This is a genomic window from Halorubrum sp. ASP1 (assembly GCF_005435135.1).
Classification (GTDB): Archaea; Halobacteriota; Halobacteria; order Halobacteriales; family Haloferacaceae; genus Halorubrum; species Halorubrum tropicale.
The window spans coordinates 186,972-207,171 of sequence record NZ_SGUA01000003.1; the positions used below are offsets into that span (position 1 = coordinate 186,972).

The following is a 20,200-nucleotide window of genomic DNA, read 5'->3' on the forward strand; positions in this document are numbered from 1 at the left end:
ACATCTCAACGCCTTCTGCTGATTATTACGTTCAATATATTGGACCGGTTCTTTATCAACCGGTCTCGCGTCCGGTCGTGTAGAGCCCGGGAGCGGACCTTCACGGGCGCTCGATATACAAATGTTCGACGCAACAACTGACGGCGACCGCGGTCAGGTCGGCATCGGCACGCTCATCGTGTTCATCGCGATGGTGCTGGTGGCGGCGATCGCGGCGGGCGTACTGATCAACACGGCCGGCTTTCTGCAGACGCAGGCGGAAGCGACCGGAGAGGAGAGTACATCGCAGGTCTCGGACCGGATTCAGATCGTGAGTCAGTCCGGGAACGTGACCGGCGCACAGACGGTCGACCAGCTCCAGTTCGTGGTGGCGAAGGCCCCCGGATCGGGGTACATCGATCTGAACCAAACGACCATCGAGGTCATCGGGTCGCAGGGACAGGCGACCGTGCAGGTCGAGAACCTCGTCACCGACGTCGAGAACATCCTCGGCGCCGAAAACGACGTGCTCACCGACAGCAGTGACCGCGCGCTGGTGACGGTGGACGTCACCAGCGCGGACGTCGAAGGGTACAGCGCCCTCGACGAGGGCGAGCGACTGGCCGTGACCTTCACGACGGCGTCCGGCGCGACGACGACCGCGGAGATCCGCGTGCCGACGACGCTGACGCAGGACCAGACCTCGGTGAGGCTGTAACGATGTTCGAGTTCATCACTGACGACGACGGCGACCGCGGGCAGGTCGGTATCGGCACGCTCATCGTGTTCATCGCGATGGTGCTGGTGGCGGCGATCGCGGCGGGCGTGCTGATCAACACGGCCGGCTTCCTCCAGTCGCAGGCGGAGGCGACCGGGCAAGAGAGCACGGACCTCGTGTCCGAGCGCATCGACGTGACGAGCACGGTCGGCATCGTCAACAACACCTCGGACCCGACGACGCTCGCCGAGCTCCGCGTCGGGGTCGCCGGCGCGGCCGGCGCCGACCAGATCGACCTGAGCTCCGCGACGATACAGGCCGTCGGGCCCAACGGACAGAAGAACCTGATCTTCACCGGGACGAACCAGACCAACACGACCGTGGCGGGCGGTGCCGCCCGCATCGGGAACGTCAGCGACATCCCCGAGGGCGCGTTCGCCGTCCAAGACTCGACGGGCGAGTTCGTCCCCGCGAGCGACGCGGTCCTGAACGACGACGAGCGGTTCACGATCGTCTTCAACCCGGAGACGGCGCCGTTCGGCGCGACCGACGACGCCTTCAGCCAGGGGCAGGAGACCTCGCTCGCCATCGTCTCGCCGTCGGGCGCGACGACCAGCGTCGACCTCCACGCACCCGACCTCTTTACCGAGGGCGGCGAAGCGGTCCGGCTCTGAGGAGTTCGAACGGCGCGGAAACCACGCTGTGGCGGTTCGGCCGCCCGCAACACCTATTTTGCGGCGCACGCTATCACAACTCATGAGCGACCACGATCCCCCGGCGAACGACCCGGACGCGGTCCCGGCCGATCCGGAGGAGCTCGACTTCACCGACGACGAGAACGTCGTCGAGATCGGGGAGGGCCGCTACGTCGTCGGGACGAACGGTCGCCCCAACGTCGGCCGATCGCGGGGGCAGCGCCGCGCGCCGCCGGAGGACGACTCCGGCTTCACCGCGGCCGACCCCGCGAGCCCGGACGAGCGGCGGCCCGCCGGCGACGACCCGCGGGCGAGCGCGGCCGGCCCCGGCGTCGGCGAACGCGGGCAACCCCCCGGCGGACAAGCTGGAGCTGGGCACCCTAGCGGCGGACAGCAATCCGGTGGACAGCCGGCCGGGGGCGGCCAACCGCCGCCGAACGCGCAGGGGCATCCCCGGGCCCAGACCGCGGCCGGAGCCGGCGCGGTCGACCGTCAGTCGGTGAGCCGATGGTTGGCGAACTCCTTCGACGGCGACGGGTTCGACTACGGGATCGACGCGACGCTCCACGCGAAGGGCGACACCACCCGGCAGCGGACGGTGTCGAATGACGTGACGGCGACGTTTGACACGCTCATTTCGTGGTTCGCGTCGAACGCCGGCCCCAGCTCGCCGACGCCGGAGGCGATCGGACTACTGCTCGCGGCCTCCGAGACGACCGTCGACATCCCGCCGGTGATGATAAAGCGGTTCGCGGCGAGTCAGGGCCTCACGGCGAGCGACAGCATCGGCGACCTGGTGCGCGCCGCCGAGGAGGAGGGCGGTTTCCGACTCGAGTGAGGCCCACAACAAACCTCCTGGATCGCTCTCCGGTCTATCGCGGACTCCCGCCGAGTTGACAGCGATCACACAACGGAATCTCCCGCCAGACCCGCTCAAACAGACTTATTCCGGGACGTTACACCGACCGATTCCCGCCGCAGTCACACGCAGACAAACGGGTGTCATACCTGCTCGCTGGGTCAGAGACCGTCACTGCGGTGTCGGCGAAACCTCCTGCCCGGGTGATCGCAGCCGTCACGGTGCCGGAAACCGCTCGCCGGCTGTGGGATCCGGCAGTTGACGTTCCAGCCCGGAGCGGGTCGTCCCCCTGCTGTGAGCGCCGGATATATCATAGCGAGAAAATCGCGGATCCGTTCGAACACCCCGGGTGTTCCCGGGGTGATCCGACAGAACGGATTCAATAATTCAATTATCGTATATATTTACCTGTGCGTGGCGTGTCTCTCTCCGTCGTTACAGATTATGAATTTTCCCACGTTTCCGGTTATGAGGGCCTGATTCGACCGAACTGTGCTCACTCCCGCTCGTTCGGGTCCGGTTTCGGGGCGGCGTTGTCGCGTCGTGACACACGTTCGAACACGGATCCACTGCGGCGGGGCAAACGGGTGTCACTCGGGGAACAGTCGGCTGATTCGGCGTCTATTCGGCTGAAAGGACTAGATCCATGTGCCCGATCGTTTCACGGCGGCGGCGCTCTCGCTCGCGGCTCGGCGTCTCTAGTAACCAACACCTCCCAGGATATCTCCGTGCGTTGTGAAACAGCGCGCGATCTCGTTACCGACCGTCACCCTAACAGCACGAACAGCGCGATCCCGATCAGCGCGAACACCGCGTAGGCCCCCGCCATCACCTCGCGCTTCAGTGGACTTCCGAGCGGCTCCGCGGTGAGCCGCCGGATCGGCGGCAGGATCGCGATCCCGCCGAGGATCAGCGGCCACGACTCCGCGGCCGGAACCCGCGTGAGCGCGACGACGATCGTCCCGTACCCGAGGACGTACGACCCGCGCCGCCACAGCTGTTCCCGGTCCGAGAGTTCTTCCATCGGGGGGAACGCGTCGCTCCCGGCCGACCCGCCGCCCTCCGGCTTCCCGCCGCCGCTGCCGCCGGCGACCTGCTCCGCCTGTCGCTGGACGTACTCGTCGAGTTCTTCCGCCGCGTCCTCCGTCTGCGGGGCGCCACACTGCGCGCAGTACCGCGCGTCGTCGTCGATCGGTGCGTCACAGCGGGGACACGATGGCATCTTGGCGTGGATCGGGCGCCGCCCCGGCTTAATTCTTCGGACCGAGGACCTCGCCCACGTCGGGCGATTTCTGCGTCTACCCCTCTCTTCCTCCGATCTCGTTACACGCAATGATAATCGGGTGGGTACGCTTCAGTCGGCGACCCGCGGAGTCGTCGGCAACAAGGTGCGGGCCGGCCGACAGCCCGCACTCGTTGCCCACGCCCTCATGACACTGGAACGAAATGACGCGACCGACACGCGCTCGACGGACCCTACGGCGACCGACGGCGATCGGACGAGCGGCTCCGGACCGCGACGGCGACTCCGTTCGTTCGGCACCGACCTGTCGGTGTTCCATGCGAGCGTGATCGGCCTCGCCGTCCTCGTCGTGCTCGCCGGACTTCTCGCGACCGCCCCGGTCGCGGCCGGCCTCGCGGTCGGTTCGTCCGCGTCGTCCGTCGCCGCCGAACCGACGGCGCCCGTCGCGGTCGAGGCCCCCGGTCCGGTCGGCCCGACCGACCGGCCGGAGATCAGCGGCGGGTTCCCCCGGCCGACCTACACCGGCGTCGCAGGGGACCCAGTCCGAATCAGATACGCCGCTGATAATCCGGACGGAGCCGAGTACCTCCTGATCGGCGGCAACCGGCTCAGTGACACGGGGAAGACGGTCGGCTTCGTGGACGTAGTCAAGATATCCGGTACGAGTGAGACGACGTTCAACACGCGAACAATCGGCACCGACGCGAGCAACGTCGAGAGCTGCGGCTTGGAAGGTACGACGTGCGATCTGGAGTTCGTCGACGAGAGCGGCGATACGGTCGCTGAGAACCTGAGCGCGCTCTCGGGGGCGACCGGCGCCGGCGGGCTCGCCCGGCCGCTCGTCCCGCAGCGCTACCGGCTCGCGATCACCAACGGGACGTTTATCATGGACGACTCCGGCGTGGTGACGCCGGCCGCGGCCGCCGATCAGGCCGACCTCGTGTTGGAGAAGCCGCGGTTCAGCGAGGACGTCGAGGTGTTCACCACCGCCGACCGGGACGCGCTCGGCGAGGACGTCGACGCGGAGTCGCTCGGCGTGCTCCGCGAGAACGGGGCCGAGCGGTCCGCGGTGACCAAGGGGAACCGGATCGTCCTCGGCTTCGAGTCGACCGGCATCTGAGGGGCCCTGTCGCACTTCGCCGCGGAGCGCGGCGCGGGTCCGATCGAGGCCGGCGAGGCGGTCGACCACCGCGTGCTGGCCGACCTGTTGGAGAAGGAGTCGGGCGTGTCGCTCCGGGTCAGACAGACGAACGCGGAGATGAACGAACGCCCCGCGAAGCTCGACCTCTCGCGCGCCGACCCGGAGGACGTCTCGCTCATCATCGCGGACGCGGCCGAGCTGGAGTCGCCCGACGCCCCCGGTCGCTTCTACCTCGTGATCGACACGAGCGACGGCGACCACTTCCCCGAGGAGCTCGAGCCGGGCGACGAGTTCTCCGTCGCGTTCGCGCTGGAGGGGACCGAGGGCGAGCGGTACGCGTTCGCCGACGGGCAGGAGCCGCCGGCCGCGTTCGCGTCCGCGTCGGGGCCCGACGACGCCCCCCAGTTCCCCTACTGGGAGGCGGCAGACAGCACGGTCCGCGCCGAGGCGTCGTTCACGATCCGAGAGCGGTACCTCCGGTACGACCACGTCACCGACGACGGCGACCTCCTCGTCGAGGTGGACGAGGGACAGCTCACGGGGACCACGTCGCTGCTGCCGCGGCGGGAGATGACCGCGACGCTCGTGAACGACGCCGGCGACGCGCCCTTCCGGGCCGAGTCGCCGCTGGAGATCGCTGACGGGAACTTCACGGTCGGCGTCGACCTCGACGAGGTCGTCCCCGGCACGCGGCTGAACTACGAGCTGTACGAGGGGTCCACGCTCCGCGACAGCCGGACGGCCATCGTCGTGAGCGACGTCGACAACCCGGACGAGCTGGTGATCGACGACGCCCCCGACAACGTCACGGTCACCGAGGGCGGGAACCTCTCCGCGCTCCGGGTCGTCGCGCGCAACGCGGGCGGGCTCACCGGCGAGGGCGAGCTCGCCCTCACCGTCGACAACGGCAGCCTCGGCGGCTCGTGGGGCGTCCGTCTCACGCCGGACGAGTCCCGGACCTACGACTTCGCCTCCGTACCCGCCGACCTCGACCCCGGCAGGTACCCGTTTACCCTCCGGCTCGACGGCGACACCCACGGCGGGACGCTGGTCGTCGAGCAGGACCCGGCGACGACGACGATCGACGACGAGGGCGACGGAAGCGCGGCCAACGGCACCGACCCTGACGACGACGGCGCGGCCGACGGCACCGGCGACGAGGCTGGAGCGGGCGGCGACGACGGCGACTCGGAACGAGACTCGACCGCCGCGAACGGGTGGGACTCGGACGCCGCCTCGAACGGCACCGAGACCGACGGCGACGGCGGCTCCGGCGAGACGAGCGACGGCGACGCGCCGGCAGGGGACGCCCCCGACTCCGTCGGCATGCTCCCGCTGCCGTTCGGCACCCGCGAGGCGCTCGGCGGCACGGTCCTCGTCGGCGCGGTCCACCTCCTCGGCCACTGGGTCTGAGACGCTCTGCCGGGCCACCGGCTCGAACGAGCCCGCCGCCTGGACCGTTTCACATCCGTTCTCAGCGCTGAGAACCGCGGGGGAGCGATTAAGTGTTCGCCTTCCCCCGCTTCAGACAACAATGGTTACGCGGGTACTCATCGCCGACGACTCGGAGTTCATGCGGAATCTCCTCCGGGAGATCCTCGAAGGCGAGTTCGAGATCGTCGGGGAGGCGGAGAACGGCGTGGAGGCGGTGAACATGTACGAGGAGCACGGGCCGGACCTCGTGATGATGGACATCGTGATGCCGATCCGCGACGGGATCGAGGCGACGACGGAGATCCTCGAGGAGAACCCCGACGCGACGGTGATCATGTGTACCAGCGTCGGGCAGGAGGAGAAGATGAAGGCGGCGATCAAGGCGGGCGCGGAGGGGTACATCACGAAGCCGTTCCAGAAGCCGAACGTGCTCGACGCCATCGGTTCGGCGGTATAATGCGCGTCGACGTCCGCGCGCTCGGCGCCTGTAACCGCCTCGCGGAGCAGGGCGCGAAACAGGCCGCCGGCGCGCTCTCGGACCTGACCGGGACCGACCTCGCGGTGGAGGTCACGGGCGCGAGCGTCGCCAGCGGCGAGGACCTCGCCGAGGCGTTCGCGGGCCGGGAGTCGATCGGCGTGCGCGTCGGGCTCCGCGGCGGGCTGGACGGGGAGGCGGTCCTCGCGTTCGATGCCGTCAACGCCGACGCCCTGCTCTCGCTGCTCCCCGGCGGGGCGTCGATGGAGCGGAGCGCGGTGACGGAGGTCGGCAACATCGCGCTCGGCGGCTTCCTCGACGGGTGGGCGAACTACCTCGGGAAGGCGATCGACATGACGCCCCCGCGGTACTTCGAGGCCGACGGCGCGGCGGTGCTGCCGGACGGCGCGCTCGCGGGCGACGGCGTCTTCCTCTTCGAGAGTCGGCTGGACGCGACGACGACGGACCTCGACTTCTCGATCTACATGCTGCCCGACTCGGGGCCGTTCCGCGACCTCATCGTCGGGAAGACGGCGCCCGCGGCAACCGCCGGCGGCGCGGCGAACGGCGGGACGGAGAGCACGGCGGTCCCGTACGAGTCGCTGTCGACGTTCTCCTCGCTGGCGAAGAAGGGGTCGGCGAACGCTGCCGACAACATCGCGATGATGACCGGGTTGGAGACGAGCGTCGACGTGAGCCGGCTCCGGTTCGTTCCGCTCGCCGACGTACCCGCGGAAGTCGGTACCGATCCGCACGCGGGCACGGTGTTCGAACTCCAGGGCGAGCCGAGCGGCTACCTCGCCATCCTCTTCGAGGAGTCGTCGGCGGCGGCGGTCGCGGACGCGATGCTGCCGATGGAGCCCGACGAGCCGCTCGGTGACATGGCTCAGAACGCGCTCTGCGAGCTCGGCAACGTGATGACGAGCGGCTTCATCGACGGCTGGGCGAACGTGCTCGGCACGTCGATCACCCACTCCCCGCCGGAGTTCGTCCACGACATCGGCGCGTCGACGATCAGCCCGCTCGTCGCCAAGCTGAGCGAGCGACAGGACTACGGGTTCGTGATCGACACCGCGATTCGGACGGAGGGGGTCCAGGCGCGGTGTGACGTGTACGCGCTCCCCGACGAGCGCGAACTGGCCCGGGCGCTCGACCGGCTCTCCGAGCCGTGACCCGCTCGCTCTCCGACGATCGGCCGGACGCCCCGGCGGAGCGGACGGAGAGCGGCGGGACCACGGTCGCCGACGCGGAGCCCGTCGCCGTCACGGGCGGCGCGGCGAGCGACGACCCGGGCCGGATCAAGGTCGGCGTGGGCGAGCTGGCGGTCACCGACGGCGACGCCGTCCTGACGACGAGCGGCCTCGGCTCCTGCGTCGCGGTCGCGCTCGTCGACGAGAGGGCCAGCGTCCGCGGGCTCCTCCACGCCATGCTGCCCACGAGCGAGGGACGGTCGACCGCGGGCTCGCGGCCGGCGAAGTACGTCGACACCGGGATCGACTCGCTGATCGGGGCGCTCGACGACGCCGGCGCCGACCCACGCCGCTTGAAGGCGCGCGTCGCCGGCGGCGCCGAGATGCTCGACCTCACCGACGCGGTCGGCCCCCGGAACGTCGAGCGGGTCGGCGAGGTGCTCGACGCCGCGAACGTCCCGGTCGTCGCCAGCGACGTCGGCGACGCCGTCGGGCGAACGGTCCGGCTCGGTCCGGACGGACGGCTCGTCATCCGGGCCGCCGACGGCTTCGAGCGAGCCATCTGACCGCTCCCCCGGGGCCTCTCGTCGCCGTCACCGGATTGAATCGCCTCCGACCGGTACCGATTTCTCGGCGTTCTCCCCCATCAGCGGTCGCCGGCCGCCGTACTACGCGCCTTCTCATTGTTGATATTTTGAGGGGTGAATTGAAGTGGGTTCTGCGGGTCGTACACGGTAATGGGCCTCGAACTATCGGTGTGGGGAGCTCCAACGGCCGTCTGGGCAGTCGCCACGCTGGGGCTCGTCGGTGCGAGCGTCCTCGACAGGTTCCTCGACGACGACGGGTCCGACGACGACGGTTCCGGTGGTATGGACGGCGACGACGATCCCTTCGGCGGCGGCATGAGCGACGGCGGAGGCGGCGGCGACGGGTTCGACGACTTCGACGGGATGGACGAGTGGGACGACGGGTTCGACGACGGCGGCGGTGGCGGCGGCGCGGCCACCGACGAGCTGGAGAACCGGCTCGACGAGCTCGAAAACGAGGTCGCGTCGCTCTCCTCGACCGTCTCGACGGTCCGCTCAGAGAACGAGGAGATCTCGAACGCCGTCGACGACATCGAGGAGGACGTCCGCAACCTGCTCGACATCTACGAGATGGTCACCCGCGGCATCAACCCGTTCGTCGACGACTCCGGCGGCTTCGACAGCGTCGCCGGCGGCGGCGAGGGGTCGTTCGGCATCTTCGACGACGACGACGGCGGCGAGGAGGAGGACCTCGACGAGGACGTCGCGAACGCCGACGCGGACGGGTTCTTCGACGACGACCTCCTCGACGAGGAGGAGGCCGACGGGTTCGACGAGGAACTCGACGACGACGGCGACGACGAGGAGTTCGACGACCTCGACGGCGACGACGGCTTCGACGACTTCGACGAGGAGTTCGACGAACTGGACGACGACAGCACGGACGACGCCGCGTCCGAGACCGAAACGGCGGACGACGGAGACGATATGAACGAAGACGGAAAGAGTTTCAGCGAACTGAAAGAAGAGTACGACTCCGGGGAGGCCGACTGGGCCGAAGAGGACGGCGACGGCGCGGACGACGACCCGTTCGACGACCCCGGCGACGACACCGACTCGTTCGACGACGCCGCCGACGGGTTCGACGACGACCTCGGCGGCGACCTCGAGGACGACGGCGTCGACTTCGACGAACCGGCGGACGCGGCCGACTCGGAGCCCGCCGACCGTCAGCCCGGCGGCGATCCGGCCGAGGCGACCGGCGGCTTCGAGTACGTCGGCGAGGACGACCTCTCGGGGAGCGGCGGCCGCGGCAAGCCGTACCTCACGGAGCTTCCCGGCGACTACGTCGGCGACCTCCTCGTGATGGAGTGGCTGGAGTTCCTCGTCTCCGAGAGCGACGTCACCGACGCGGTGCGCGCCATCAACTACTACGAGCGGATCGAGTGGATCGGCCCCGACGCCGCGGCGCGGCTCCGCGACTTCCTCTCCGGGTTCGGCACCATCGACCGCAACCTCGTCGACCGGCCGGGCACGGACCGGCTGGTCCGCGAGCACCACACCCGCAGCCTCCGGTACGTGACCCAGCTCAACGGCACGAGCAGCCACACCGTCCTCCTGGACCGCTGGGACGACCTCGCCGGCGGCTCGATGGTCGGCGGCGGGCCGGTCAACGCGCCCCGCGGCGGCCGTCGCGGCGGGCGGGCGAGTTCAGACCGGGGCGGACGCAACGGCCGCGACGCGCGGCCCGACCGAGGCGCGGCCGAGCGAAACGACCAGGACGGCGGTCGCCGGGACGCCCCCGACGACCGCGAGCGGCGGACGAACGGCGCGGACCGCGACGACGCGGCGTCCGAAGCGGACGCCGACCGGCGCGACGGTCACCGCGACGACCGGCGCGAGCGGAACGGTTCCACCCGACCGATGAACGACCCGAATCCCCGTTCCGACCGCGCCGATCCGGCCGACGGAGGGTGGGGAGATGGGCGTTAGCGTCTCCGCGTCCACGGCCATCATCGTCGCGGGGCTGTTCTTCGCGTTCACGACGTTTTACCCCGTGGCGGCCAACGGGCTCGACCGCGTCTCCGACGCCCAGCACGGCGTCAACGAGCGCGCGCTCGAACGGCAGAACACCGAGTTTGCGGTGACGAACGCGACGTTTAACACGACCACCGATACCCTTACCATCAACGCCACCAACGAGGGGGCGATCGGCTTGGTCGCCGACGACGCGACGCTCGTGGTCGGCAACGAGTACGTCGACGTGGGCGGGCCGAACGCCACCACGACGGTCGACGGCGACGGCGACACGGAGCTCTGGCTCGGCGACGAGACGCTCACCGTGCGGGTCGCGCAGGGCGACACGGCCACGACGATCGGCGAGGGCACGCGCGTCGTCCTGGTCGTCGAGTCCGGCGTCCGCGACGCCGCGACCGTGACGGAGGTGAGCGCGTAGATGGCCAGCGTCCCCGTCTCGCACCTCATCCTGTTCATCGCCAGCCTGGTGATCGCCGCCGGCGTCGTCGGCACGATCACCACCGGCGTCGACCGGGTGAGCGCGGCCGTCGACGACGCCGGCCTCGACGCGACCGAGCAGCTCCGGACAGACGTGACGATCATCTCGGACCCCAGCGCGGGGGTGTACAACGCGAGCGGCGACCAGAACGTCACGCTGTTGATAAAGAACACCGGCACGTATCGGTTGGCGCCCGACGGCTCCGACCTCGACGTCGTCTTCGACGGCGCGTACGTCCGGCCGGACGCGACCTCCGGGGAGCTCGTCTCCGCGGACGGCGCGAACGCGTGGAGCCGCGGCGACGTGCTCCGGCTCACGATCGACGCCAACCGGATCGACGGCTCCGACGGGCTCGCCGACGGCGACCACCGGGTGTTCCTCTCGGTGAACGGCGACGAGGAGCTGTTCCAGTTCCGCGTGGAGGGAGGTAACTGATGCCCCACGACAACCTCCTCTCCCTGGGCCTCGGCGACCGCGACCGGCTCAACAAGGAGCTCGGCGGCGGCATCCCCCGCGGGAGCATCGTCCTCATGGAGGGCGACTACGGGGCCGGGAAAAGCGCCATTTCCCAGCGGTTCGCCTACGGCCTCGTCCAGGAGGGCGCGTCCGTCACGATGATGTCGACTGAGCTCACCGTCCGCGGGTTCATCGACCAGATGCACTCGCTGGAGTACGACATGGTGAAGCCGCTGCTCCAGGAGGAGCTGCTCTTCCTCCACGCCGACTTCGACTCCGGCGGCGCGTTCTCCGACGGCGACGGCGAGCGCAAGGAGCTGCTCAAGCGCCTGATGAACGCCGAGGCGATGTGGAACTCCGACGTCGTCTTCCTCGACACGTTCGACGCCATCTTCCGGAACGACCCCACCTTCGAGGCGCTGGTCCGGAAGAACGAGGAGCGGCAGGCCGCCCTGGAGATCATCTCCTTCTTCCGCGAGATCATCTCGCAGGGGAAGGTCGTCGTGCTCACCGTCGACCCATCGGCGGTCGACGACGACGCGATCGGTCCGTTCCGGTCCATCGCCGACGTGTTCCTCGAACTGGAGATGATCGAGGTCGGCAACGACATCCGCCGGCAGATCAACGTCAAGCGGTTCGCGGGCATGGGCGAACAGGTCGGCGACACGATCGGGTTCTCGGTGCGTTCCGGAACCGGAATCGTCATTGAGAGCCGCAGCGTCGCCTAACACCATGGCCCGTCGACGCACAGCCGGTCCGCGCGCGCGGACCGCGACCACCCCGACCCGGCCCAAGACATGACCGAACACGGCACCGCCCAACCGTCCGAAGAGCTCCGAAAGGCGGCCATGCGCCGCCCCCACCTCCGGGAACACCTCCGCGAGTTCAAACAGATCACCGGGGAGTTCCCGCAGTTCATCGAGGAGCCGAAAGACGAGTACGAGTCCCCGCGGCCGAACGTCATCTACCCGGTCGGCGGCCCCATCTACAGCCACATCTACGGCGACCTCGGGCAGGACACGAAGTACTACGCCATCGAGCCCGAGGTGTCGGGCCCGCAGGCGGAGATCCTCAACGAGGTGAAAAACCGGCTGCTGACCGTGAGCGGCCAGCACAGCGCGCCGGAGAACGAGGCCGAGTACGACGACCTCATCGAGGAGCTGTTAGAGGAGGTCACCCACGTCGACGACACCTCGTCGGGGTTACAGAAGGGCCTCTCGAAGGTCAAGAACTTCGGGAAGCTGTCCGTCACCGAGGAGACCTACGAGAACATCCGATACCGGCTCAACCGCGACATCGTCGGGCTCGGGCCGCTGGAACCGGTGATGCGCGACCCGGCCAACGAGGACATTCACGTCATCGGCCCCAAGGAGTGCCACGTCGACCACGGCACCTTCGGCATGCTGGAGACGACCGTCGACTTCGGCACGCCCCAGGAGTTCGACAGCTGGCTGCGCAACATGGGCGAGCGGATCGGCGACCCGCTGTCCGACTCCGATCCCATCGTCGACTCCACGCTGCCGGACGGGTCGCGTATCAACATCATCTACTCCGACGACGTGTCGCTGAAGGGCTCCTCGCTCACCATCCGCCAGGGCGAGGAGGTGCCGCTGTCGATCAACCAGATCACCAACTGGGGGACGCTCTCGCCGGAGCTGGCGGCGTACCTCTGGCTCTGCCTGGAGAACGAGCAGACGGTCTTCGTGGTCGGGGAGACGGCGTCCGGGAAGACGACGACGCTGAACGCCATCCTCTCGTACATCCCCGACGACTCGAAGATATACACCGCGGAGGACACCGCGGAGGTCATCCCGCCGCACAACACCTGGCAGCAGCTGCTGACCCGCGAGGGCGGCGGCGAGGGCTCCTCCGACGTGGACATGTTCGACCTGGTCGCCGCCGCGCTGCGGTCGCGCCCCGACTACATCATCGTGGGCGAGGTCCGCGGCGCCGAGGGGCGCATGGCGTTCCAGGCGGCCCAGACCGGCCACCCGGTCATGCTGACGTTCCACGCGTCCGACATCGTCTCGATGATCCAGCGGTTCACCTCCGAGCCGATCAACGTCCCGGAGACGTTCATGGACAACGCCGACGTGGCGCTGTTCCAGAATCGCGTGAAGCAGGGCGACCAGGTCCTGCGCCGCGTGACGAGCGTCCAGGAGATCGAGGGGTACTCCAAGGAGATGGAGGGGGTCGTCACCCGCGAGGTGTTCAGCTGGGACCCCGTCGAAGACGAGATCGTCTTCCAGGGGATGAACAACTCCTACGTGCTCGAAGAGCAGATCGCGACGCTCCTAGGCTACGCCGACACCCGCGACATCTACGACGACCTCGACTTCCGCGCGGAGCTGATCGAGCGGATGATCCAGGAGGGAATCTTAGGCTACCACGAGGTCAACGACGCGATCAACTCGTTCCAGCGCGACGGCGTCGAGGGGCTCCCCTTCGACATGCACCGCAACACGATGTGACGATGCCCGGCGAATCACCCACCGCGACGACGGAGGCACCCTGACGATGGCGGTCAAGCAGATGGGCGACGGGCTCGCGACGGCCGCCAGGCTGACCTCCGAGGTCATGGAGTCGTACGAGCAGCTCGACATCTCCAAGGGGAAGTACGTCGGCCTCGTGCTGGTGCCGGCCGTGTTCGTGTTCGTCGGCAGCGTCGTCGGCCTCGTCGCACTGCCGCTCCCCCTCGCCGCCCGCGTCCCGATCCCGATGTTCGGCGGGCTCGTCCTGTTCGCGGCCGTCATCTACCCGAAGATCTACCTCTCCAGCCTGGAGACGAAGATCGACAACCAGCTACACCTCGTGATGACGCACATGACGGTGCTGTCGACGACGAACATCGACCGGATGGAGGTGTTCCGGACGCTGGCGCAAGAGGAGGAGTACGGCGTCGCCGCCGAGGAGATCGGCCGCGTCGTCCACCTCGTCGACACGTGGAACCAGAGCCTCGACGACGCCTGTCGCCGCCGCGCGCAGGAGGTCCCCTCCGACGCGATGGCCGACTTCTTCGACCGCCTCGGCTACACGATGGGCGCGGGCCAGTCGTTAGAGGAGTTCCTCGTCTCCGAGCAGGACGTCATGCTCGCGCAGTACGAGACCCGCTACGAGTCCGCGCTCTCGAACCTGGAGGTCATGAAGGACCTGTACATGTCGATGATCCTCTCGATGACGTTCGCGCTGGTGTTCGCCGTCGTCCTCCCGATCCTCACCGGCAACGACCCGACCGCGACCGTGGCGGCCGTCATCGTCCTCTTCGTCTTCGTCCAGCTCGGCTTCTACGCGATGATCCGCGCGACGTCGCCGTACGACCCGATCTGGTACCACCCGGACGAGCGGGCCCCCGGCGACCTGAAGCTGTGGGCCTCGCTGATCGGCGGCGGCGGGCTCTCGTTCCTGCTCATCGGGATCACGGCCGCCGGGATGTTCGGGTACGGCCCCGGGCTCCCCGGCCTCCTCTTCTTCCTCGACGACGTCCGGCTGCCCCTGTACCTCGCGGTTCCCATCTCGCCGCTGATCATCACCGGCGTCGTCCTCCGGCAGGAGGAACGGGCGATCACCGCCCGCGACGGCGAGTTCCCCTCGTTCGTGCGCGCGCTGGGCGCGACCGAGAGCGCGAAGCAGTCCACGACCACCGACGTGCTGACGACGCTGCGCGACAAGAACTTCGGCGAACTCTCCGAGGCCATCGAGCGGCTCTACCGCCGGCTCAACATGCGGATCAGCACCGAGGGCGCCTGGCGGGCGTTCACGCGAGACACGCGCTCGTACCTCATCCAGAAGTTCTCCGAGATGTACCTCGTCGGCCGGCGGATGGGCGGGGACCCGAAGCTGCTCGGCGAGCTGATATCGAAGAACATGAACGCCGTCAACCAGCTGCGCGAGCAGCGCCGGCAGGCGGCGATGACGTTCATCGGGCTGCTGTACGGGATCACCGCGGCCGCGACGTTCGCCTTCTTCATCGGGCTGGAGATCGTCGCCATCCTGGCCGACCTCACCGCCGACTTCGGGCTCGACCAGATGGACATCGGGCAGATCGTCTACCCCGGCGCCTACGACATCCCGCTCATCGAGTACCTCCTCCTCACCGTCGTGTTGTTCAACGCCGCGCTCTCCTCGCAGATGATCCGCCGGATCGACGGCGGCAACCCCGCGAACGGCTACATCCACTTCGTCCTCCTCACGTGGCTCGGCGCGGGCACCGCCATCGCGACGCGGACGCTCGTCAACGCGATCCTGTCGATCTGACCGCGGACGGGGTTCCTCTCTCGGGTCCGCTCACTCCTCGAACAGCGTCGGCCCGGCGACCGCCGCGTCGGCCGCGTCGCGCCACGAGCGCGACGGCGTCCACCCGAACAGCCGAGACGCCTTCTCGATGGCGTAGGCGCCGCGGTCGTCGCCCTCGGCCAGCGCGTCCGCGTCGACCGCGCAGTCGTCCGGAACCTCGCCGTAGGACTCGCGCAACAGGTCGAGGAGGGGACGGCCGAGCGCGTTGTCGGCCGCGACGCAGTTGACCGCCTCGTGGGTGCCCGGAGCGACGGCGGGGTCGTCGCCGAGGAGGTCCGCGAGCGCGGCCGCGACGAGGTCGGCGACGTCGCGGGCGTCCACGTACGACCAGAAGTTGCCGGCGCCCGCGTCGAGGTCGGTCACGTACTCGTCGGCGCGGCAGGCGTAGTCGCCGGGGTACTGGATCCACGACGGGCGGACGGAGACGGCGGGAACGTCGTGACGGCGCGCGGCCGCGCCGGCGGCCGCCTCCGCGGTCACCTTCGAGAGCCCGTAGGGGTCCTCCGGGCGGAGCGGGTGGGCCTCGGTGACCGGCAACTCGTCCGGGAACGGCGTGGGATCGGCGAAGAAGAAGCCGTAGGCGCCGTCGCTGGAGGCCTGGACGACCGGGGCGTCGGCGCGGCCCGCGGCGTCGCAGACGTGTTTCGCGGCGAGCGCGTTCGTCTCGAACACCCGCCCCTCGGGGTGGGTGCCCGCCACCGGGATCGCCGCCCAGTGGACGACCGCGTCGGGGTCGACGGTGGCGACGACGTCGAGCGCCTGGTCGCGCTCGGCGAGGTCGGCCGCGCGGAACGAGACGTTCGGAGCCGGGTCGACGCCGAGCCCGGGGTGGTCGTAGTCGACGACGACGACGTCGTAGTCGCCGGCGAGCCGGTCGGCGACCCAGCGCCCGGAGGCGCCGCGGCCGCCGGTGACGAGGACTGTGTCCATGCGAACGCCTCGCGAAGCGACGGCAAAAGCGCGTTGCTCGACGACTTCCCGGCGACGGCGCCCCCGGTCCGGAGCGCCGGTCGGCAACCGCGGCTTCCCGCTCCGGCAAGCTTTAACGCGCAGAACGGTAACTTACGCGCATGGATTGGAAGACAGACTGGGGGTTGCGTGGACGGATGGCGTTCACGATGTTCCTCCTGTTCGCCCTCTACGTCGTGTTCGTCGGAGCCCTGACGGTGTACTTCGGCGACTTCCTGTTCCCGTTGATCATGCTCGGCGGGTTCTCGCTGGCGCAGTACTTCTTCAGCGACAAGCTCGCGCTGAAGAGCATGGGCGCCCGCGAGGTCGACCCCGACGAGTACCCCGACCTCCACCGGCGGATCGAGCGGCTGAGCCAGCAGGCCGACCTCCCGAAGCCGACGGTCGCGGTCGCGAACACCCGCGTTCCGAACGCCTTCGCGACCGGCCGGAACAAGAAGAACGCGACCGTCGCGGTGACGACCGGGCTCTTGGAGAGCCTCGACGAGGACGAGCTGGACGGCGTGCTCGCCCACGAGCTCGCCCACGTGAAGAACCGCGACGTGATGGTCATGACCATCGCGTCGTTCCTCTCCACCATCGCCTTCTTCATCGTGCGGTGGGGCTGGCTGTTCAGCGGCGACAACCGGCAGGGCGCGCCCGTCATCGTCGCGATCCTCGTGTCGCTTCTGGTGTGGGTGGTCTCGTTCCTGCTCATCCGCGCGCTCTCGCGCTACCGCGAGTACTCCGCCGACCGCGGCGCGGCGCTGATCACCGGGAAGCCCGGCGCGCTCGCCTCGGCGCTGATGACCATCGACGGCCGGATGGACAAGGTGCCCGAGGAGGACCTCCGCGAGGAGGCGGAGATGAACGCGTTCTTCATCATCCCGATCAAGGCCGGCTTCGTCGGGAAGATCGCCTCCACGCACCCCTCGACGGAGAACCGCATCGAGAAGCTCCGCGAGCTGGAAAAGGAGATGGAGACGGCGTGAGTTACGGGCGAACCGTCCGAGCTTCCGCCCGGTCGAGGCCTCGAACCGAGGCCGCGTCCGGAGCGTAGTCCGACGACGGCGATCCCGCGGCGGGACTCCGATACCGTCCGCCTCATCGCGACGAGCCGACCGCCCGACGCGGCACGGACCGGTCGGTGCCGGCGACGCGACACCAAAATTCTTTATTCGGGACCGGTATCCACATCGTGGTTATGGGTCCCCTGATCGCAGGCCACTCGATCGGCGTCCTCCTTCGGACCGGCGCGACGAGCGTCCTCGGAATCGTGCTGACGGTCGGCCTCGTCGTGGCTGTGAATGTTGTAATAAAACTGGTAGAAAAGATACTGGAGTGAGGACGGCGCGCCACCGGGCCTCCGCGTCGACGCGTCCCGCGTCGAGCGGTTGCGCCGCTCCGCGGCGCGAGCGGACTGAGGGGAGTAAGCCCCCTTCGGTTCGTCCCGACATTCGGCTGAGCGTCCGCGCCGCGGCCGGACTACCTTGTGGCGCGGACTTGCACCGGCGAGGATTCGCCGTTCCATCCGTTCCCGCCCGTCGGCCCTCGTCGGGTTAACTCCCTTCCCTTGCGGGTCGGTTCGCGCGTTCGCGGGTGACCCCGCGAACGCCGTCGGTCGCCGAGGCGACCGCACGCGACTCATCGGTCGGGGCGGGGGGTGTCGTTGCTGTTCCAGAGCCAGCCGTCTCCGACTCCGGGCGTGTGCCCGGTCGCCTGTCCGGCCGGTGGGGGGACTTTCCTCATGCCAAGGGCACGGGAGTCGGGCTCCCTCTGTCCGGTTCGCCGTTTCTCCCGCCGGCGAATAAGGCGTTCGGTCGGGCGCCTCTCGGGCGAGACGCCGCCAGCGCCGCGAGAGCGGTGCCACAAGGGAAGCGTTCAAGTCGTCAGCACTGTAATGGACTCTCATGTCCGAGGCTCAGACCGTTCAGCTGTCGTACGACGACGGTGCACGAGCGGTCGAACTCGCGCGGGAGGCGGTCGAGTCGTTCGTCCGACACGGGCAACGCGAACAGCCCGGGAGCATGCGAGAGGCGTTTTACGCCCGCACGGGCGCCTTCGTTCGGCTCCAGTCGACGCGGGGCCGCGGCCGCCTCCGCGGCTGTGCCGGCGCGTGGGACACGTCGGACCAGCTGGGCCACGCCATCGTCGAGGCCGCGATCAAGGCGGCGTCCGGCGACTCCTGCGGCTCCGAGGTGGAGCCGAAGGAACTCGACAACATCACCGTCTCGGTGTTCGTCGTCTCGAACACCGTCCTCACGAACGACCCCGCCGAGGACCTCGAGATCGGCACGCACGGGGTCGCCGTCGACAGCGGCAACGCCCACGGCTGGCTCTACCCGACGGTGCCCGTCGAGAACGGCTGGTCGGCCGCGGAGTTCCTCTCGCGCACCTGCCGGAAGGCGAAGCTCTCGCCGACCGCGTGGCAGGATGAGGACACGATGGTGACGCTCATCGAGGGCCAGGTCTTCCGAGAGCGCGCCGACGGCGGCGCCGTCGAGGAGCTGTAGCCCGCGACCCGCCCGCGTCTTTTCAGGCTCGTCGCCCGCGTCAGTCCGTCCCGTAGCCGACGGCCGCCGCGTCCGCGAGCGCCCGCTCCGCCGCCGCCGAGAGGTCAAACGCGTCGCCCGCGACCACCTCGCCGTCGCGGATCACGGGCTCCATGAGCGCCTCGGCGTCCGCCGGTCCCGAGCGGTCCGCCAGCCCGACGGCGTGGGCGCCGTCGTCGGTGCGGTAGACGGCCTTCGCGCCCGAGAGCTTCCCGCGCTTGGCGGCCGGCTCGCCGTCGACGGCGACGAGGTCGAGCGCGAAGTCGACGGGGTCCGCGTTGGAGACGTAGCCGCCGACGCCGAACCCGTCCACGACGTCGCGCAGGTCGCGGAGGTCCGCCGGGCCGAGGCCGCCGGAGACGTACACCGCCACGTCGCCGTGGCCGCGCGCGTCGAGCTCCCACCGCACCTCGCGGACGATGTGTCCGAAGTCGCCGCGCCGGGAGCCAGTCGTGTCGAGGCGGACGCCGTCGAGGTCGTCGCCCAGCGTCTCCACGGCGCGGAGGACCTCGTCGACCTCGTCGGAGTAGGTGTCACACAGCGCGATCCGGGGCGCGTCCGCCGGAACGCCCTCGTCGTAGGCGCGCCAGGCGGCCTCCTGCTCGCCGCGCCCGAAGCAGATGGCGAGCGCGTGCGGCATCGTCCCCGAGGCCTCCCGCCCGAGCAGGTCGCCGGCGGCGACGTGCGAGAAGCCGTCGAACCCGGCCGCCAGCGCGGAGCGCTCGACCGCCGCGGTCATCGCCGGGTGGACGTGCCGCGCGCCGAACGAGAGGATCTGCGAGTCGGGCGCGGCGACCCGGCAGTCCAGCGCCGCCGTCGCCATCCCGGAGGCGTGCGAGAGGAAGCCCAGGAGCGACGTCTCCAGCCGCGCGAACGCCAGGTACGGCCCCTCGATCCGCATCACCGGGCCGCCGTCGAACAGCCGCCCCTCGGGGACCGCGTCGACGTCCACGTCGCGGCCCGCGAGCAGCTCGACGGCGTCGCCGAGGCCGGCGAACAGCTCGAACTCCCCGTCCGGGAACTGGTCCGCGGTCACCTCGGCGACCACGCGGGGGTTCCGGCCGGCCGCCTCCAGCGCCGCCTCGGTCCGCTCGAAGTACGCGTCGGTCGCGCGCCCCTCGCGGATCGCGGCCGCGTCGACGATGTCGAACTCGCTCATACGCCTCGGTTCGGCC

General features: G+C 69.5%; 18 protein-coding genes, 1 other RNA gene and 1 pseudogene. 16 read left to right on the forward strand and 4 right to left on the reverse strand.

Features of this window, described 5'->3' with window-relative positions:
- The first annotated feature begins 121 nt into the window (after positions 1–121).
- The 3 genes from EXE48_RS05870 (at position 122) to EXE48_RS05880 (ending at position 2,230) form a co-directional block, all read left to right on the forward strand.
- On the forward strand, positions 122–697 hold the full coding sequence (locus EXE48_RS05870; RefSeq protein WP_137710973.1) for a flagellin: 576 nt from the start codon (positions 122–124) through the stop codon (positions 695–697).
- 2 nt (positions 698–699) lie between these two features.
- On the forward strand, positions 700–1,371 hold the full coding sequence (locus EXE48_RS05875) for a flagellin (RefSeq protein ID WP_137710974.1): 672 nt from the start codon (positions 700–702) through the stop codon (positions 1,369–1,371).
- Positions 1,372–1,453: 82 nt separating this feature from the next.
- A complete protein-coding gene (locus EXE48_RS05880) occupies positions 1,454–2,230 on the forward strand; it encodes a DUF7500 family protein (protein WP_053770459.1) in 777 nt (258 codons plus the stop codon).
- A gap of 787 nt (positions 2,231–3,017) precedes the next feature.
- On the opposite strand, the gene EXE48_RS05885 is transcribed toward EXE48_RS05880, so the two are convergent.
- Entirely contained in the window at positions 3,018–3,473 is a 456-nt protein-coding gene (locus EXE48_RS05885; RefSeq protein WP_053770460.1) for a zinc ribbon domain-containing protein, read from the reverse strand.
- A 208-nt stretch (positions 3,474–3,681) separates the two neighbouring features.
- On the opposite strand from EXE48_RS05885, the pseudogene EXE48_RS19345 reads away from it, so the two are divergent.
- The 10 genes and pseudogenes from EXE48_RS19345 (at position 3,682) to arlJ (ending at position 15,486) form a co-directional block, all read left to right on the forward strand.
- A pseudogene (locus tag EXE48_RS19345) lies at positions 3,682–6,048 on the forward strand (BGTF surface domain-containing protein).
- Positions 6,049–6,169: 121 nt separating this feature from the next.
- The gene (gene cheY, locus EXE48_RS05895; protein ID WP_053770462.1) at positions 6,170–6,526 is read left to right on the forward strand and encodes a chemotaxis protein CheY; all 357 of its coding nucleotides are present in this window, start codon (positions 6,170–6,172) and stop codon (positions 6,524–6,526) included.
- Positions 6,526–7,716 (forward strand): chemotaxis protein CheC, encoded by a 1,191-nt coding sequence (locus tag EXE48_RS05900; protein ID WP_053770463.1) that lies wholly within the window; start codon positions 6,526–6,528, stop codon positions 7,714–7,716. The genes cheY and EXE48_RS05900 overlap by 1 nt, the downstream gene beginning before the upstream one ends.
- Positions 7,713–8,300 carry a chemotaxis protein CheD gene (locus EXE48_RS05905; RefSeq protein WP_121599996.1) on the forward strand — a complete coding sequence of 196 codons (588 nt, stop codon included), beginning with the start codon at positions 7,713–7,715 and terminating at the stop codon, positions 8,298–8,300. Before EXE48_RS05900 ends, EXE48_RS05905 begins: the two co-directional genes overlap by 4 nt.
- A 171-nt stretch (positions 8,301–8,471) precedes the next feature.
- Positions 8,472–10,253, forward strand: coding sequence for a FlaD/FlaE family flagellar protein (locus EXE48_RS05910; RefSeq protein ID WP_137710975.1), 1,782 nt, complete (start codon positions 8,472–8,474; stop codon positions 10,251–10,253).
- Complete coding sequence (gene arlF, locus EXE48_RS05915; RefSeq protein ID WP_137710976.1) at positions 10,243–10,716, forward strand: archaellum stator protein ArlF; 474 nt, start codon at positions 10,243–10,245, stop codon at positions 10,714–10,716. Before EXE48_RS05910 ends, arlF begins: the two co-directional genes overlap by 11 nt.
- On the forward strand, positions 10,717–11,211 hold the full coding sequence (gene arlG / locus EXE48_RS05920; RefSeq protein WP_053770467.1) for an archaellum stator protein ArlG: 495 nt from the start codon (positions 10,717–10,719) through the stop codon (positions 11,209–11,211).
- Positions 11,211–11,960 (forward strand): archaellum protein ArlH, encoded by a 750-nt coding sequence (gene arlH / locus EXE48_RS05925; protein ID WP_053770468.1) that lies wholly within the window; start codon positions 11,211–11,213, stop codon positions 11,958–11,960. Before arlG ends, arlH begins: the two co-directional genes overlap by 1 nt.
- 69 nt (positions 11,961–12,029) lie before the next feature.
- On the forward strand, positions 12,030–13,703 hold the full coding sequence (flaI, locus tag EXE48_RS05930) for an archaellum flagellar ATPase motor FlaI (protein ID WP_053770469.1): 1,674 nt from the start codon (positions 12,030–12,032) through the stop codon (positions 13,701–13,703).
- Between the two features lie 46 nt (positions 13,704–13,749).
- Complete coding sequence (gene arlJ / locus EXE48_RS05935) at positions 13,750–15,486, forward strand: archaellar assembly protein ArlJ/FlaJ (protein ID WP_053770470.1); 1,737 nt, start codon at positions 13,750–13,752, stop codon at positions 15,484–15,486.
- Between the two features lie 30 nt (positions 15,487–15,516).
- On the opposite strand, the gene EXE48_RS05940 is transcribed toward arlJ, so the two are convergent.
- Positions 15,517–16,455, reverse strand: a complete 939-nt coding sequence (locus tag EXE48_RS05940; RefSeq protein WP_137710977.1) for an NAD-dependent epimerase/dehydratase family protein — start codon at positions 16,453–16,455, stop codon at positions 15,517–15,519.
- Between the two features lie 140 nt (positions 16,456–16,595).
- On the opposite strand from EXE48_RS05940, the gene htpX reads away from it, so the two are divergent.
- Complete coding sequence (gene htpX / locus EXE48_RS05945; protein WP_121600003.1) at positions 16,596–17,465, forward strand: zinc metalloprotease HtpX; 870 nt, start codon at positions 16,596–16,598, stop codon at positions 17,463–17,465.
- Positions 17,466–17,677: 212 nt separating this feature from the next.
- The gene (locus tag EXE48_RS18390) at positions 17,678–17,818 is read left to right on the forward strand and encodes a hypothetical protein (RefSeq protein ID WP_158295105.1); all 141 of its coding nucleotides are present in this window, start codon (positions 17,678–17,680) and stop codon (positions 17,816–17,818) included.
- A gap of 73 nt (positions 17,819–17,891) precedes the next feature.
- On the opposite strand, the gene rnpB is transcribed toward EXE48_RS18390, so the two are convergent.
- Positions 17,892–18,254: RNase P RNA component (rnpB, locus tag EXE48_RS05950), an RNA gene on the reverse strand.
- A gap of 129 nt (positions 18,255–18,383) precedes the next feature.
- On the opposite strand from rnpB, the gene EXE48_RS05955 reads away from it, so the two are divergent.
- On the forward strand, positions 18,384–18,986 hold the full coding sequence (locus EXE48_RS05955) for a TIGR00296 family protein (RefSeq protein ID WP_121600004.1): 603 nt from the start codon (positions 18,384–18,386) through the stop codon (positions 18,984–18,986).
- A 40-nt stretch (positions 18,987–19,026) separates the two neighbouring features.
- Here the strand turns inward: EXE48_RS05955 and EXE48_RS05960 are convergent, their stop codons facing one another.
- Positions 19,027–20,184 carry a nicotinate phosphoribosyltransferase gene (locus EXE48_RS05960; protein ID WP_137710978.1) on the reverse strand — a complete coding sequence of 386 codons (1,158 nt, stop codon included), beginning with the start codon at positions 20,182–20,184 and terminating at the stop codon, positions 19,027–19,029.
- Between the last annotated feature and the right edge of the window lie 16 nt (positions 20,185–20,200).

Bases quoted from the DNA above. Each gene is read 5' to 3' on its own strand.
- EXE48_RS05870 (WP_137710973.1), top strand. From the start codon at position 122: ATGTTCGACGCAACAACTGACGGCGACCGCGGTCAGGTCGGCATCGGC.
- EXE48_RS05875 (WP_137710974.1), top strand. From the start codon at position 700: ATGTTCGAGTTCATCACTGACGACGACGGCGACCGCGGGCAGGTCGGT.
- EXE48_RS05880 (WP_053770459.1), top strand. From the start codon at position 1,454: ATGAGCGACCACGATCCCCCGGCGAACGACCCGGACGCGGTCCCGGCC.
- EXE48_RS05885 (WP_053770460.1), bottom strand. From the start codon at position 3,473: ATGCCATCGTGTCCCCGCTGTGACGCACCGATCGACGACGACGCGCGG.
- cheY (WP_053770462.1), top strand. From the start codon at position 6,170: ATGGTTACGCGGGTACTCATCGCCGACGACTCGGAGTTCATGCGGAAT.
- EXE48_RS05900 (WP_053770463.1), top strand. From the start codon at position 6,526: ATGCGCGTCGACGTCCGCGCGCTCGGCGCCTGTAACCGCCTCGCGGAG.
- EXE48_RS05910 (WP_137710975.1), top strand. From the start codon at position 8,472: ATGGGCCTCGAACTATCGGTGTGGGGAGCTCCAACGGCCGTCTGGGCA.
- arlF (WP_137710976.1), top strand. From the start codon at position 10,243: ATGGGCGTTAGCGTCTCCGCGTCCACGGCCATCATCGTCGCGGGGCTG.
- arlG (WP_053770467.1), top strand. From the start codon at position 10,717: ATGGCCAGCGTCCCCGTCTCGCACCTCATCCTGTTCATCGCCAGCCTG.
- arlH (WP_053770468.1), top strand. From the start codon at position 11,211: ATGCCCCACGACAACCTCCTCTCCCTGGGCCTCGGCGACCGCGACCGG.
- flaI (WP_053770469.1), top strand. From the start codon at position 12,030: ATGACCGAACACGGCACCGCCCAACCGTCCGAAGAGCTCCGAAAGGCG.
- arlJ (WP_053770470.1), top strand. From the start codon at position 13,750: ATGGCGGTCAAGCAGATGGGCGACGGGCTCGCGACGGCCGCCAGGCTG.
- EXE48_RS05940 (WP_137710977.1), bottom strand. From the start codon at position 16,455: ATGGACACAGTCCTCGTCACCGGCGGCCGCGGCGCCTCCGGGCGCTGG.
- htpX (WP_121600003.1), top strand. From the start codon at position 16,596: ATGGATTGGAAGACAGACTGGGGGTTGCGTGGACGGATGGCGTTCACG.
- EXE48_RS18390 (WP_158295105.1), top strand. From the start codon at position 17,678: ATGGGTCCCCTGATCGCAGGCCACTCGATCGGCGTCCTCCTTCGGACC.
- EXE48_RS05955 (WP_121600004.1), top strand. From the start codon at position 18,384: ATGTCCGAGGCTCAGACCGTTCAGCTGTCGTACGACGACGGTGCACGA.
- EXE48_RS05960 (WP_137710978.1), bottom strand. From the start codon at position 20,184: ATGAGCGAGTTCGACATCGTCGACGCGGCCGCGATCCGCGAGGGGCGC.